Genomic DNA, 15,164 nt, shown 5'->3' on the forward strand with positions numbered 1-15,164 from the left:
ACAAAAAAGAAACAGCCCGCCATATGTGGCAGGCTGTGTCATGCAACAGTTGGTCATTGTGGTGAACCGCAAAGTCTCGATACTGGATCAGGCCTTCTCCAACTCAAACGCGTCATGCAACGCTTGAACGGCCAGTTCCATGTATTTGCGGTCGATCAGGACCGAGATCTTAATCTCGGAGGTGGTGATCACCTTGATGTTGATGCCTTCTTTCGACAACACGTCGAACATCTTGGCCGCAATCCCCGTGTGGCTCCGCATCCCGATACCGACGACCGACACTTTGGCGACATCCTTGTCAGCCACGATGTCGTGGAAGTTGATGTCTCCGCGCGTTTTGGCTTCCATCATGGCCTTCTCAGCCCGAGCCACCTGATCAACGGGGCACGAGAAGGTCATATCCGTGCGCCCTTCTTCCGAAATGTTCTGGACGATCATATCCACGTTCACGCCAGCCTCTGCCAGCGGGGAGAAGATGGCGGACGCGATGCCGGGACGGTCGGCCACTGAAATTAGTGTCATCTTAGCCTCGTCGCGCTGATAGGCGACACCTGCTACAACTTTACTTTCCACGATATCCTCCTCGTCGCATACCAGCGTGCCTGCTTCCGGGTCATATTCTTCGAAGCTCGAGAGCACCCGCAGCTTCACCTTATAACGCATCGCCAGTTCGACGGAACGGGTTTGCAGAACTTTGGCACCCAACGACGCAAGCTCCAGCATCTCTTCGAACGCGATACGATCCAGCTTGCGTGCCTTGTCGGAAATGCGCGGGTCAGTGGTGTAAACCCCGTCCACATCGGTATAGATATCACAGCGTTCGGCTTTGAATGCGGCGGCGAAGGCCACGGCAGTGGTGTCCGATCCGCCACGGCCCAGCGTGGTGATCCGGCCGTCATCGGCGATGCCCTGGAATCCGGCCACCACAGCCACGCGCATGCCCTCGCCGAACTTCGCCATAATGTTGTCGTTGGGGATGTCATGAATCCGCGCCGCCGAATGCACGCCTGAGGTTTTTACAGGCACTTGCCATCCCTGCCAGCTGCGGGCGGGCACGTCCATTTCCTGCAAGCGCAGCGCCATCAGACCGGCGGTCACATTCTCGCCTGAACTGACCACCGCGTCATATTCACGGGCATCGAACAAGGGCGAGGTTTCCTCGACCCAGCCGACCAACTCGTTGGTACGACCCGACATGGCCGAGACGATGACGATCACGTCATAGCCATTGGCGACTTCACGCGCGACCCGTTTCGAGGCCCGGTGGATCCGGTCCAGCGTGGCGACCGATGTGCCGCCGAATTTCATCACCAGAATAGGCATCTTGGCCCCAAATCCCGTCCGTTTTCTTGTGTTCGCGCGTGTTTAGGGCGTGAAGGGCGAAAGCGCAAGGCTGCGTGTGTTCCGTCGTGGGGGTGGTGATCTAGTTCGCTTTGCGCGTCGGCGTGAAGGGCAGGGGCATCACCGGTACGCCATCTTCCAGCAATTCCTTGGCGTCGGTCAGTTTGGCTTCACCATAGATGGACCGTTCGGGTGCATCGCCCAGATACATGGCCCGCGCTTCACGGGCGAAAGATCCACCCACATATTCGCTTTCTGCCTCCACCTTGGCACGCAACTTGGCGATTTCGGCTTCGATCTCGGCATTGGGGGCGGCGAGTGATGTTGGCGCATCAGGTTTGGCTGGGACAGGTGCAGGTCCAGCAGATCGAGCCGGGCGCACCTTAGGGGCCATCAGGCTTTTTTCCACTTTGGTCGATCCGCAATCCGGACAGCTCACGTGCCCTGCTGCGCGCAACCCATCAAAGGCTGCGGCGTTCTGGAACCAACTTTCGAACGTGTGGTTCTGATAGCATTTTAAGGCATAGCGGATCATTGTCTCTTCCGAAGTAACCTGACCAATTATATATGGCGCTCCCGGCAGGCGCGCGCAAGTCGTGGAAGATGATCCGGCAGTTTTTTAACGGGTTTGTTTTGCACCCGAGGGGTCGAATGCGCGGATAATGCGACGCAGTTCAGGTTCCCAAACCAGTTGCGCCGCCTTTTTCTGCGAGACCCATTTGCGTCGCCTTTGGCCTTTTTCAGGAAATGACTTGTGCTGTTTTTTTACCTTCAAAGGAAAGACTGCAACGACGCATGGCAATCGCTCTCCGTCATGCGATTTCGTATGTGAATAAAAGCCCAGCACGTCATGGCTCAGCTTGCCCTCTACTCCAGCTTCTTCAAAAGCCTCGGTGGCAGCTGCTCCGGCTGGCGTTTCGCCATCCATCGGCCACCCTTTCGGCAAAATCCAACGACCCGACCCGCGCGAGGTGATCAGCAACACTTCGATCTTGCCGTCTTTCAGGCGATAGGGAAGCGCACCGAACTGTGTGCGAACGGATCGCTTGTCCCCAAGCGAAAGACGTATCGGCCGTGGCTTGCCCTTCTCGATCGTCACTTTCTTGCTGCCCTTGATGCCCATCTTTCCGGTAAAACATCCGGTTATTGTTATAATCCAACCAAGATAGCCCGTTTGGACGGAAAATAAAGTGAAAAGCCAGATGTGGTGCGAATGCGCGTTACACCCGCCACATCGGGTATTTTAGCGAAGGTGGATCAGTCGCGGGTGCCTGCGAACCGTTCCTGCCAGCTTTCCCGATCCTCGTCCGAGATTTTGGCAAACACGTTCTCCGGCACGGTGAAGGAATGACCGGCGCGCAATATGCCAAGCGCCGCGGGTACGTCGTCCGGCCAGCTGTCATCTTGGGTGTTCATCGCCGCGAGCATCGTTTTGGAAGCATCGGGAATGAACGGTGCCGACAACACCGCATAGAACCGGATCAGGTTCAGGGCCAGCCGAATTTGCGCCGCTGCCAGTTCGGGGTCGGACTTGAACGTCGTCCATGGGGCCGCTGTCTGTAGGTACTCATTGCCAGCCACCCAGATCCCGCGTAATTCCTGCGCCGCTTTGCGCACGTCCATCGCCTCCATATGCGATTCATAGGCGCGGGTTTTTGAGGTCAGGTCCGCGATCAGCGCGTTTTCCAAGTCTCCATAGCTGCCACCGTCCGGCACGGCTTCCGAGAATTTCGAACGGCAGAACTTGGTCACGCGACTGACGAAGTTGCCCAGTACGTCCGAGAGATCTTTGTTCACGCTGGTCTGGAAATTTTCCCATGTGAACTCAGAATCCGAATTTTCAGGGGCATGGGACAAAAGCCACCAGCGCCAGTAATCCGCGGGCAGGATCGACAGCGCCTGATCCATGAAGACGCCGCGCCCCTTGGAGGTCGAAAACTGGCCGCCGTCATAGTTCAGGTAGTTGAACGACTTGATGTAATCGACCAGCTTCCACGGCTCGCCCGACCCCATGATGGTCGCGGGGAAGCTGAGCGTGTGGAACGGCACGTTGTCCTTGCCCATAAACTGCACATAACGCACGTCGTCGGCACCCTTGTCGGTGCGCCACCAGCGGTGCCAGAAGGCGTCAGGCTCGCCCAGCTTGTCGGCAAGCTCGGCGGTGGCGGCGATATATTCGATGGGCGCATCGAACCAGACATAGAAGACTTTGCCTTCCATGCCCGGCCAATCCTCGTCGCCTTTCTTGACCGGCACGCCCCAGTCCAGATCGCGTGTGATGCCGCGATCTTGCAGCCCATCGCCATCATGCAGCCATTTCTTGGCGATCGAGGTGGTGAGGACCGGCCAATCAGTCTTGGTGTCGATCCACGCATCAAGCTTATCCTTCAGCTTGGACTGGCGCAGATACAGATGCTTGGTTTCGCGCACTTCAAGGTCGGTGGACCCCGAAATGGCCGAGCGGGGGTCAATCAGGTCGGTGGGGTCCAATTGCTTGGTGCAGTTTTCGCACTGATCGCCGCGCGCGCCGTCATAGCCGCAATTGGGGCAAGTGCCCTCAATGTAGCGGTCGGGCAGAAAGCGGCCATCGGCGTGCGAATAGACCTGCTTTTCCGACACTTCCTCGATCAGACCATTCTCAGCCAGCTTGCCTGCGAAATGTTGGGTCAGCTTGTGGTTCCGATCAGACGACGAACGCCCGAAATTATCGAACGACAGGCGGAAGCCATCGGCAATTTCCGATTGCACCGCGTGCATCTCTGCACAGAATTCCGCCACGGGTTTACCAGCCTTCGCGGCGGCCAGTTCGGCCGGTGTGCCGTGTTCATCCGTGGCGCAAATAAACATGACCTCGCGGCCCCGGCCACGATTATAGCGCGCATAAAGGTCAGCAGGCAGTTGCGAGCCGACCAGATTGCCGAGGTGCTTGATCCCGTTGATATAGGGAATTGCCGAGGTGATAAGGACGCGGTTCATGTAGGCTCCGGTTCTGCGGTATTCTTGCGGGTTTGCGGGCCGTATACGCCATGCCCATCGGCAATGCCAGAGGGGCGGGCTGGATGCGGTTCGGGTGCGCTGTGTTAGGGTCGGTCGCGAAGCTTTCCAAACAGTCGCCCCATCGAAAATGATGTGCGCGGCGTGTAGGTATAAGGCGTCCGCACCTCGCGTGTCGGCCGCTGGCGGCTGCGCGCCAGACCGAAAATGATCAGGCCAAGATGTCCGACGGCAATGAAAGCGAACAGGGCAGGTGGTCCAAAGCGTTCGATCAGCCCCGATGCCATCAAGGGTGAGGCGATGGCCCCAACGGCATAGAAGAACATTAACGCCGCCGACAACTCGACCCGTTGTTCGCTGGTGGCAAAGTCATTGGCATGGGCGGCCGAAATCGAGAAGATCGGGAAGGTGGTGAAGCCAAACAGCCCGGCGGTTACAAAAGCCACGCTTTGACCCATGCCGGACGCCATGACGGTAACGGCACAACTGGCGATCGCAGCGGCGGACAGCCAGATCAATACCCAGCGTCGGTCAAAGCGGTCGGCAAGCCAGCCAACGGGAAGCTGCGCCAAAGCACCGCCCAGAACGAAGCTGGCCAAAAACCACGCGAGTTGCCCGGTGGCAAGACCGACCTCTTGCCCATAGACCGGTCCCACCATCCGGAACGCCGCCGAGGTGATGCCCGCCACGATCACCCCTGCGACCGCCAGCGGTGAACAGCTCCAGGCCAACGCCGGGCGTAAACGCGGCGTGCGGGGTGTTTCGGGTTGTGGTGTGCGGGTCAGTGTAAGCGGCAGAATGGCCGCGCAACAGGTCAAGGCAAGCACGTTGTAGGACACATAATGTGCTGGTTCCAACACGCCGATCAGAAGCTGCGCTGCCAGCGATCCGCCCAGATCGACAAAACGATAGCCACCCATCGCGCGGCCTCGGGTTTCGTTGGTTATGCTGGCGTTCATCCAAGCCTCGATCACCGTGTACGCGCCGGCGACGCTTAACCCCGTCGCGATCCGCATAACCGCCCATGGTACGGGTGCGATCCATAGCATATGCGCCAGAAGGCCGATTGCGCCCATCGCGGTAAAGCCAGCAAAGGCACGGGCATGGCCAACACTGCCCATCAGGCGGGGTGCCCACCAACACCCCACGAAAAAGCCAACGAAATGTGCTGAGCCCAACATCCCGATTTCGGCTTTTGTGAAGCCCAGCCCCAACCCTGACACAGCATCCAGAGGTCCAACGCCCCCCGAACTCAGTTGAAGCAGGATCACGGACAAAAGAAGCGGCGCGAAGGAAATCAGAAAACGCATCAGGACCTCGGGGGTTTTGATCAGCATCGGGGTTTTAACCGCTAAGGCTAGGCCGAAAGCGACGGTCTAGGGTTGGGCGGTGTCGTATCTGCGACAAAACCGGCGATGGGCTTGCGGGCGAAAAAGGGGGCTGATATGCCCATCCGAAAGCCTGATGGAATTCATCGGGTTTCTGTCCGCATATGCGGGACCAGCGAAGGATCGACCTTGGGACGATGGATGGGGCCACAGTGAACCATGCGCGACTAGAGATACGCGACCTGCACCGCGATTTCGGTGGCCGTCCGGTTGTGCGCGGCGTGTCTCTGTCATTGAAGGCTGGGCAGGTGACGGGGCTTCTTGGCCCGTCTGGCTGCGGCAAATCTACAACGCTTCGGATTATTGCTGGGGTGGATCAGCAAACCTCGGGTGAAGTTTGGATTGATGGGCGGCAAGTGGCCGGGCCGGGCGTGTTCGTCCCCCCTGAAAAACGCCAGATTGGCCTGATGTTTCAGGATTTTGCCTTGTTTCCGCATTTGTCGGTCGCAGACAACGTAGCGTTTGGGTTGAAAGGCTCGCGTACGAAAAAGCGGCTGCGTGTGCGCGAATTGCTTGAGAAAGTCGGGCTGGCGCGGTTCATCGACAGCTTTCCGCATGAATTGTCCGGCGGCGAACAGCAGCGGGTGGCACTTGCACGCGCACTTGCCCCGCGCCCGTCGATCATGTTGATGGACGAGCCGTTTTCCGGACTGGACAACCGTTTGCGTGATGGCATTCGGGACGAAACGCTCGGCATCCTGAAGGATGAGGGGGCGGCGGTGCTTTTGGTGACGCACGAGCCGGAAGAAGCGATGCGCATGGCGGATGAGATCGCTTTGATGCGGGATGGTCGGATTGTGCAAAGCGGCGCGCCCTATAACATCTATAACGCGCCGGTCGACCTTAAGGCGGCGGCGTTTTTTTCAGACGTGAACGTGATTTCCGGGGTGGTCGAGGGGGCTTTGACCGATACTGCCTTCGGGCAGTTTCTGGCCCCTGGTGTGCCGGATGGCGCCAAAGTCGATATCGTGATCCGACCGCAACATCTGAAAATCGACTTTGATCGAGGTGGTAAAGGGCCTAGCCCGACCCATGATCACGGCGTCTGGGCACGCGCGCTGGTGGATCGTGCGCGCTTCATCGGCAAGGAAAGCCTGGTCGATTTCCGTATGGAAGACAATGGTTCCATCCTGACGGCTTCGGTCCCATCAGTGTTTCTTCCTCAACCGGGCACACCACTTTGGATTGCGATTCGGCGTGATCGGTGCTTTGTCTTTCGGCGCAATGACAGGCCGGGTCCGGAAGCGCCCAGACAATAACCGTCTTGCCGACGTCGAAGCACCAAGCCTAAAAAATTGGGATGAGCACCGCCACAGATGGGCAAGAAAACGCACCTGCGCGCATTTTGCACATCATTTTCCCACCAGTTTTTCGCTTTGGGGCTTTGAACTTTGTTCGCAAAGCAATAAATGTTTCAGGCGCTATACATGTGGACGGGCGCCTTGCCGGTCCAATGAGGGAGAATAACATGCTCAACAATATCGGCCTTCCGGGCCTTCTTCTGATTGCCATCGTCGTGCTGGTTCTGTTCGGCCGCGGCAAGATCTCGTCGCTGATGGGCGAAGTTGGCAAAGGCATCACTGCGTTCAAGAAGGGCGTGGATGACGGCAAACAAGAGATCGAAGATCAGGCCGCTGACGTCGCCAAGGATGTCACCCCGAAAGAAGAAAAAGATAAGGAAAAGGCGTAAGCCCGACCGCTAGGGGGCGCTGCCCATGTTTGATATCGGTTTTTCCGAACTTCTGGTGATCGGGGTTGTGGCCCTGATAGTGGTTGGTCCCAAGGACCTGCCAGGCATGTTCCGCACCCTTGGCCGATTCACTGCGCGCGCGCGCCAGATGGGGCGGGAATTCAGTCAGGCGATGAATGAAGCTGCCGATGAAGCCGGGGCCAAGGATATTGCCGAGACCTTTAAATCTGCCACGTCTCCAAAGGCGATGGGGTTGGATGCGCTGAACAAGGCGGCAGACGGGTTCGAGAAGTGGGACCCCGCGAAATCCTTGCGTGACCAAAAGTCGTCAGATGCGAAAGCAAAGACCGGCGGTAAGGATGGTGACGAGAAGTCGGCGGTTGATAAGGCTGGCGATGCTGCTGGACGCAAGATTCAGGATGCCGCAGCGACATCGGCTGCGGATCGCAAGTCCGCTGACGAAGCCCGCAAAGCCGAAATGTTGAAAGTGAAGCGGCCTCCGTCGAAGCGCCCCTCGGAACGCACTGTTGGTGAGGTAACCGAAGACAAGACCACTGCCAAGAAATCTTCTCGCAAACCTGCCGCAAAGAAATCCACCGCAAAGAAACCCGCGGCGAAGAAACCAGCAAAAACGTCTGCGGCGAAGTCAAAAGCAAAACCAAAGGCCGCCCAAAAGCGCAAACCCACGGACACATCTGACGCATGAGCGACACTGACGAGATCGAAGACAGCTCGGCCCCGCTGATCGAGCATCTGACCGAGCTGCGCACGCGCCTGATCCATTCGGCGTTGGCCTTTATTATCGCCATGGTGATTTGTTTCACTGTTTGGAACCCGATCTTCAATTTCCTGACTGAACCGCTTTGCTCGACCATGGCAGAGCGCGGGCAAGACCAGTGCGGACTGATCCTGATCAAACTGCAAGAAGGGTTCTTTGTGGCGATTTCGATCTCGCTGTTTGGTGGGTTGGTGCTTTCTTTTCCCTTCATCAGCTATCAACTGTGGCGTTTCGTGGCACCCGGGTTATACAAATCGGAAAAGAACGCCTTTCTTCCCTTTATGATTGCATCCCCCGTGATGTTCTTCATCGGAGCATCCTTCGCTTTCTATGTTGTGATGCCGCTGGCTTTCGACTTCTTTCTGGGCTTCCAGCAAGCGGGCGACGTGGCCGATACGGGGGTGGAAGCCTCGATTGATTTTCAGGGGTCCGTGCAGGAATATCTGCGCCTGACCATCAAGTTCATCGTCGCCTTCGGCTTGTGCTTTCAGCTTCCGGTTCTCTTGACCCTTATGGGCAAAGCCGGACTGGTCAGTGCGCAAGGTCTGGGCGAAGTGCGAAAATATGCCGTCGTGGGCATTCTTGTTCTGGCCGCATTGGTGACGCCGCCCGATGTCATCACGCAGGTGATCCTGTTTGTAGTTGTCTATGGTCTTTATGAGATCTCGATCCAGCTTGTGAAGCGCGTCGAGAAGAGGCGCGAGGCAGATTTGCGCGCGCAAGGTCTGTGGTTTGAAGATGACGAAGATGAAGCCGACGAAGACGAGATGATGGCCGAGTTTGACGCGGATGAAGAGGATGATCCGGGGCAAGTGGAGAAAGGCGAGTGAGTGACGAGGACGCCTTGACGCGCATCGCCGATGCGTTGGAGCGGATGTCGCCTGCGCCCTTGTCAGCCCCTGACTTTTCCACCACTGACGCCTTCGTCTGGCACACCAAACCCGACCGGCTGGAATCTGTCGCGAAGGTCAATCGCGTCGCCATCGAACTTTTGATCGGCGTGAACCGGTCCCGCGACACGCTGTTGGAAAACACCCTGCAATTTGCCCGTGGTCTGCCGGCGAACAATGCCCTTCTATGGGGCGCGCGCGGGATGGGGAAATCCTCGTTGGTGAAAGCGGTTCACGCGGAAGTTTTACGCCAAGGCGAGGCAATGAAGATCGTCGAGGTGCAGCGTGAAGACCTGCCCTCAATCAGCCGTTTGCTGGGCCTGCTGCGCGGGGCACCACATCGGTTCCTTCTGTTCTGCGATGATCTGAGCTTTAGCCATGACGACCAGCATTACAAAAGCCTGAAGGCGGTTCTGGATGGCGGGATCGAGGGGCGGCCGGACAATGTGGTGTTCTATGCCACGTCGAACCGGCGCCACCTGATGCCGCGCGATATGATCGAGAACGAACGCTCATCCGCGATCAACCCGTCCGAGGCGGTTGAGGAAAAGGTGTCGCTGTCGGACCGGTTCGGCTTGTGGCTTGGCTTCCATCCCTGTGATCAGGACGAGTATCTGGCCATGATCCGTGGATACTGTGATGCTTATGGTGTGACGATTGATGACGATACCCTGCGCGCGGAAGCGATCGAGTGGCAGGCCACACGCGGGGCACGGTCAGGCCGGGTGGCCTGGCAGTATTTCGTCGACCTGGCCGGGCGCAAAGGCGTGGTGCTGGGTTAAGGGCAGGGGCGTTGCCCCTCTGCGCTGGCGCGCATTCACCCCAGGATATTTTAAGCCAGAAGAAACGAGGAGTCAGACAAGGTCGCCGTCGGCCGTGATCCGGGTCTTGCCACGCAGGTAAGGGTGGAGCGCGTCGGGCAGGATGACCGAGCCGTCTTCTTGCTGACCGTTTTCCAGCACCGCGATCAGGGCGCGTCCAACGGCTAGGCCCGACCCATTCAAGGTGTGCACAAACTGCGGCTTTCCGCCATCTGCGGGTTTGTAGCGCGCGTTCATGCGGCGGGCCTGGAAATCTCCGGCCAGCGAGACCGAGCTGATTTCGCGATACTGGTTCTGGCCGGGTAGCCAGACTTCGATATCGTGGGTGCGTTTCATGCCGAAGCCCAGATCCCCTGTGCACAGAACCACGGTGCGGTAGGGCAGACCGAGGCGCTTCAGGATGTCTTCGGCGCAGCAGGTCATGCGGTTATGTTCGGTCACCGAATCTTCGGGACGCGTGATCGACACCATTTCGACTTTCTCGAATTGGTGCTGACGCAACATTCCTGCGGTGTCACGGCCAGCCGATCCAGCTTCGGACCGGAAGCATTGGGTATGGGCGACATAACGTCGGGGCAGGTAACCATCATCGACAGTGACCCCGTTCACGATGTTGGTCAGCGTGACTTCAGCAGTGGGCACCAGCCACCAACCATTGGTGGTTTGATAGCTGTCTTCACCAAATTTGGGCAGTTGCCCGGTGCCATACATCATTTCTTCCTTGACCAAAACCGGGGTCCATGTCTCGGTCAGTCCGTTTTCCTCGGTGTGCACATCGAGCATGAATTGGGCCAGCGCACGGTGCAGACGGGCAACGGCACCCGACAGCACCATAAAGCGCGAGCCGGAGAGCTTGGCGGCGGTCTCAAAATCCATGCCGGATTTGACTGCGGGCAGTTCGTAATGTTCCAGTGGTTTGAAATCGTAAGCGGCGGGGGTGCCCCACCGATTGATTTCGACATTGTCGTTCTCATCCGCCCCGTCAGGGATGTCGTCGCCCGGAATGTTCGGCAAGCCCATCAGAAGGTCGGTCAGCTTCGCGTCCAGCGCCTTGGCCTCGTCATTCAGCTTGGCGATTTCAGATTTCTTGTCGGCCACCAGCGCGCGCAGGCGTTCAAACTCTGCGTCGTCGCCCGACGCCTTCGCGGCACCAACCGATTTCGCGGTCTTGTTGGCGTCCGCCTGTGCGGTTTCCGCCGCCAGAATCGAGGCGCGCCGCGCTTCGTCCAGCGCCAGGATTTCACCTGACAGGGGCGACAGGCCACGACGGGCCATTCCGGCGTCGAAGGCTTCGGGATTGTCGCGGATCAGACGAATATCATGCATGGCGGTCTTCCTTGTTTTTCTTGCCCGGCATATGCCAGATGCGGACGCGAGGGGGAAGGGGGAATGATCATCACCCGCTTGCTGGACAACCCCAAGACCCCCATATAGTGTGCGCCAACGTTTGGGGCCAAGGCCCGCTTGAGAAGGAATATCCATATGTTTGCCACTCCTGCTTTTGCACAGGCCGCAGGCGCGCCCGCTGGTGGGCTTTTGAATTCGATGCTGGTGCCGATGCTGCTGGTTTTCGCGATCATGTACTTCTTCATGATCCGTCCGCAGCAGAAGAAAATGAAAGAGCATCAGGCGATGCTGGGTGCGCTGCGCAAAGGCGATCAGGTGGTCACGCAAGGTGGTCTGATCGGCAAGGTCCTGAAGGTCAAGGACGACAGTGAGGTCGAGGTCGAGATCGCAACCGGCGTCAAAGTGCGCGTTGTGCGGGCGACCATCGTCAAGGTGATTGGCAAGACCGAACCGGTCGAAAGCTGATCCGGCGTCCCAACCGCCACAAATTAACGATATCAAACGCTTATAAGGCAGGGGCTTATGCTTCAAATCGCGACTTGGAAACGTCTTGTGATCTGGGGGCTGACGGCCCTTGGCTTGTATTTCGCGGCGCCCAACGGGTTCTATACCCGGGTGGAGCAACATAATGATGCTGTCTCGAAGATCGAGACAACCGGGACCACGGCTGAACTAGAGGCGGATCGGTCGGCGTGGCCGGACTGGGCACCCAACTCACTGGTTAATCTCGGGCTTGATCTGCGCGGCGGTGCGCATTTGCTGGCCGAGGTACAGGTCGAAGATGTGTATGCAGCGCGGATGGATTCACTTTGGCCTGAAGTGCGGGACATATTGCGTGATGAGCGTGCAACGGTTGGCACCATCCGCAGGCAAGAAAGCGCAGACAATGAGTTGCGCGTCAAAGTCTCTCAGCCCGAGGGGCTGCCGCGTGCCATCGAATTGGTTCAGTCCCTAGCGCAACCAGTGGTCAGCCTGGCCGGTGTCGGGTCCACCGATATCGAGGTGGCACCGGGGCGTGAAGGCGAGCTTGTTGTTACCTTGTCCGAAGCAGAGCGCGTTGCCACAGACGACCGCACCATTCAACAAACGCTCGAGATTATTCGTCGTCGTGTGGATGAGGTCGGCACCCGTGAACCCACGATTCAGCGTCAGGGCGACGCGCGTATTCTGATTCAGGTGCCCGGGATTGGCAGTGCATCCGAGTTGAAAGAGATCATCGGCAAGACTGCCAAGTTGACTTTCCACCCGGTGGTCAGCCGCTCGACCGATGCGAGCGCCACGCCCGGCCCGCGAAATGTATTTTACCCATCGCTGGACGAAGACGGCATATTCTATGAGCTGGAAAAAACCCCGGTCGTGACGGGGGAAGAATTGAACGATGCGCAACCCGCTTTCGATCAAAACGGCCAGCCTGCAGTAAATTTCCGTTTCAATGTGTCCGGTGCACGAAAGTTCTGTGATTATACTGGTGCAAATGTTGGCGCACCGTTTGCGATCGTTTTGGACGCCGAAGTCATTTCTGCCCCGCGCATCAACGAACAGATTTGCGGCGGGTCGGGGATCATTTCAGGCAATTTCACAATCGAAGAATCGACCAATCTGGCCATCTTGCTGCGAGCGGGCGCTTTGCCGGCTGAACTGACCTATGTTGAAGAACGCACCATTGGTCCGGAACTGGGACAGGACAGCATTGATGCGGGCAAGATCGCTTCGATTGTGGCGTTTGTAGGCGTTCTGGTATTCATGGTAGCCGCCTATGGCTGGTTCGGCGTGATCGCCAACGTGGCGCTGATCCTGAATGTCGGCATGATTTTTGGCCTGTTGTCGATGATTGGGGCCACGTTAACCCTGCCGGGTATCGCAGGGATCGTGTTGACCATCGGGATGGCCGTTGATGCCAACGTGCTGGTGTTCGAGCGAATCCGCGAAGAACTGAAATCCGGTCGTGGCCCGGCCCGCGCCATCGAACTTGGCTATGAAAAAGCCCTATCGGCGATTCTGGACGCAAACATCACCACATTCATTACGGCTGTGATCCTGTTCATCATGGGGTCGGGGCCGGTGCGCGGTTTCTCGGTCACGCTGGCGCTGGGGATTCTGACCTCGGTCTTTACCGCGATTTACCTGACCCGGCTGATGCTGATCATGTGGTTCGAACGCAAACGCCCTCGGACGCTAGAGATCAAGGGGATCCGTCTCGTGCCGCAGACTCGTTTGTTTGATTTTTTCCGCACGTCAATTGCGACATTGGGCGCATCTGGTCTGGCGATGATTGCATCGGTGCTGCTGTTCCTGATTGTCGGGTTGAATTTCGGCATCGACTTCCGGGGCGGTACGACCATCCGCACCGAAAGTACACAGGCTGTCAATGTGGGTGTCTATCGTGATGCGTTGGCCCCACTTGGGCTGGGCGACATCTCGATCGCGCAGGTCTATGACGTGAACTTCGCGGAAGATCAGCATGTGGCACAGATCCGCATCGAAGCTCAGGAAGGGCAGGAAGCCATCACGCCGGAAACCATAGAGATCATCGAACAGGCGCTGATTCAGGTTGATCCCGCAATCAGCTTCCCCAGTGTCGAAAGCGTTGGTCCTAAGGTGTCGGGCGAATTGGTGACAACCGCCATCCTTTCCGTGGTCGCAGCCCTTGCCGCCGTGCTGGTCTATATCTGGCTCCGGTTCGAATGGCAGTTTAGCTTGGGCGCGGTAATCTCGCTTGTGCATGATGTGGTGTTGACCATTGGGGTGTTCAGCCTGTTGGGCATCAAGTTCGACCTGGCGATCATCGCAGCCCTTCTGACCATCGTTGGTTATTCGCTGAACGACACTGTGGTTGTCTTTGACCGGGTGCGTGAAAACCTGCGCCGCTACAAGAAGATGGATTTGAAAGAGGTGTTGAACCTGTCGATCAACGAAACCCTGTCGCGCACGATGATGACCTCGCTGACCACGCTTCTGGCGCTGATCGCGCTTTATGTACTGGGGGGTGACGTGATCCGCGGATTCGTCTTTGCTATGATCTGGGGCGTGGTTGTCGGGACGTATTCGTCGATCTTTATCGCATCTGCGATCCTGCTGAAGCTGGGCGTCAAGCGCGACTGGTCGAAACCCGATGCCAATGCAGGCAATCAGTTTGCAGACGTAGATGCCTGATTTGCTGGCCCAAGCCCTGGCGCTGCCAGGGCTTGGCTGGCTTTTAATCATAGCTTTTATCGCAGGGCTGGTACGCGGGTTTGCCGGGTTCGGCACGGCTCTGATCTTTCTGCCGGTGGCGGCCCAGATCATTGATCCAGTCTGGGCAGTGACAGTTCTGATTGTGATGGATCTGGCCGGGCCTGCCCCGGCAATTCCGCGCGCACTGAAAGAGGGCCATCCCAAGGATCTGCTGCGACTGGTGGTGGCCACGGCACTGGCCTTGCCTTTCGGGATGGCGGTGCTGTTTGCAGTCGATCCCCACCTGTTCAAACTGGCGGTGTCGGTGATCAGCTTGATCATGCTCGCAGCCCTGATGGCTGGAAAGCGATTTGGCGGTGAGGTCACGCCACCAATTGTCTGGACCACCGGTGGAATCGCGGGTTTGTTGGGCGGCGCAGCTGGCATTCCCGGCCCGCCAGTCATTTTGCTATATATGGCGTCGTCCCATCCCGCGCGGGTGATCCGCGCGAACACGACGGCCTATCTCTTTTTCTTCGATCTGATGCTGCTGGCGGGGTTCTTCTTTGCCGGGCGTCTGGCGGGTATGCCGCTAATCCTCGGAGCGTTGGTCACGCTGCCCAACCTGCTGGGCAATTTGGTAGGCGGGGCGGTCTTTAATCCCAGGCACGAATCCCGCTATCGTTATGTGGCCTACCTGATCATCGCGGCCTCCAGCATGTCAGGACTTTACGCCGCCCTCTTCTGACGCAACCCGCTTAA

General features: G+C 58.0%; 14 protein-coding genes. 8 read left to right on the forward strand and 6 right to left on the reverse strand.

The features are described from left to right. Positions 1–87: 87 nt before the first annotated feature. From MWU51_RS03575 to MWU51_RS03595, 5 genes are all read right to left on the reverse strand, one after another. Entirely contained in the window at positions 88–1,323 is a 1,236-nt protein-coding gene (locus tag MWU51_RS03575) for an aspartate kinase (RefSeq protein ID WP_247034766.1), read from the reverse strand. Between the two features lie 100 nt (positions 1,324–1,423). Continuing rightward, a complete protein-coding gene (locus MWU51_RS03580) occupies positions 1,424–1,876 on the reverse strand; it encodes a DUF1178 family protein (protein ID WP_247034768.1) in 453 nt (150 codons plus the stop codon). A gap of 84 nt (positions 1,877–1,960) precedes the next feature. After that, positions 1,961–2,464: an NUDIX hydrolase gene (locus MWU51_RS03585; protein ID WP_247034769.1), complete on the reverse strand. Its 504-nt coding sequence runs from the start codon at positions 2,462–2,464 to the stop codon at positions 1,961–1,963. A 134-nt stretch (positions 2,465–2,598) separates the two neighbouring features. Next, on the reverse strand, positions 2,599–4,317 hold the full coding sequence (metG, locus tag MWU51_RS03590) for a methionine--tRNA ligase (RefSeq protein ID WP_247034770.1): 1,719 nt from the start codon (positions 4,315–4,317) through the stop codon (positions 2,599–2,601). Positions 4,318–4,421: 104 nt separating this feature from the next. Next, the gene (locus MWU51_RS03595; RefSeq protein WP_247034771.1) at positions 4,422–5,645 is read right to left on the reverse strand and encodes an MFS transporter; all 1,224 of its coding nucleotides are present in this window, start codon (positions 5,643–5,645) and stop codon (positions 4,422–4,424) included. Positions 5,646–5,860: 215 nt separating this feature from the next. Here MWU51_RS03595 and MWU51_RS03600 point away from each other — a divergent pair, with 215 nt between their 5' ends. The 5 genes from MWU51_RS03600 (at position 5,861) to MWU51_RS03620 (ending at position 9,863) form a co-directional block, all read left to right on the forward strand. Next, positions 5,861–6,982: an ABC transporter ATP-binding protein gene (locus MWU51_RS03600; RefSeq protein ID WP_247034772.1), complete on the forward strand. Its 1,122-nt coding sequence runs from the start codon at positions 5,861–5,863 to the stop codon at positions 6,980–6,982. Between the two features lie 209 nt (positions 6,983–7,191). Then, positions 7,192–7,413 (forward strand): twin-arginine translocase TatA/TatE family subunit, encoded by a 222-nt coding sequence (locus tag MWU51_RS03605; protein ID WP_247034773.1) that lies wholly within the window; start codon positions 7,192–7,194, stop codon positions 7,411–7,413. A gap of 25 nt (positions 7,414–7,438) precedes the next feature. Further along, positions 7,439–8,119 (forward strand): Sec-independent protein translocase protein TatB, encoded by a 681-nt coding sequence (tatB, locus tag MWU51_RS03610; RefSeq protein ID WP_247034778.1) that lies wholly within the window; start codon positions 7,439–7,441, stop codon positions 8,117–8,119. After that, positions 8,116–9,021 carry a twin-arginine translocase subunit TatC gene (gene tatC, locus MWU51_RS03615; protein WP_247034780.1) on the forward strand — a complete coding sequence of 302 codons (906 nt, stop codon included), beginning with the start codon at positions 8,116–8,118 and terminating at the stop codon, positions 9,019–9,021. Before tatB ends, tatC begins: the two co-directional genes overlap by 4 nt. 44 nt (positions 9,022–9,065) lie before the next feature. After that, on the forward strand, positions 9,066–9,863 hold the full coding sequence (locus MWU51_RS03620) for an ATP-binding protein (RefSeq protein WP_247038675.1): 798 nt from the start codon (positions 9,066–9,068) through the stop codon (positions 9,861–9,863). Positions 9,864–9,935: 72 nt separating this feature from the next. On the opposite strand, the gene serS is transcribed toward MWU51_RS03620, so the two are convergent. Next, positions 9,936–11,228, reverse strand: coding sequence for a serine--tRNA ligase (serS, locus tag MWU51_RS03625; RefSeq protein ID WP_247034782.1), 1,293 nt, complete (start codon positions 11,226–11,228; stop codon positions 9,936–9,938). A 156-nt stretch (positions 11,229–11,384) separates the two neighbouring features. On the opposite strand from serS, the gene yajC reads away from it, so the two are divergent. From yajC to MWU51_RS03640, 3 genes are read left to right on the forward strand one after another with little or no spacing between them, the layout of a single operon-like run. Next, a complete protein-coding gene (yajC, locus tag MWU51_RS03630; protein WP_247034784.1) occupies positions 11,385–11,714 on the forward strand; it encodes a preprotein translocase subunit YajC in 330 nt (109 codons plus the stop codon). Between the two features lie 57 nt (positions 11,715–11,771). Then, a complete protein-coding gene (gene secD / locus MWU51_RS03635) occupies positions 11,772–14,402 on the forward strand; it encodes a protein translocase subunit SecD (protein ID WP_247034786.1) in 2,631 nt (876 codons plus the stop codon). Continuing rightward, positions 14,395–15,150 (forward strand): sulfite exporter TauE/SafE family protein, encoded by a 756-nt coding sequence (locus MWU51_RS03640; RefSeq protein WP_247034788.1) that lies wholly within the window; start codon positions 14,395–14,397, stop codon positions 15,148–15,150. Before secD ends, MWU51_RS03640 begins: the two co-directional genes overlap by 8 nt. Positions 15,151–15,164: the final 14 nt, after the last annotated feature.

This window comes from Aliiroseovarius sp. F47248L (assembly GCF_023016085.1).
GTDB lineage: Bacteria > Pseudomonadota > Alphaproteobacteria > Rhodobacterales > Rhodobacteraceae > Aliiroseovarius.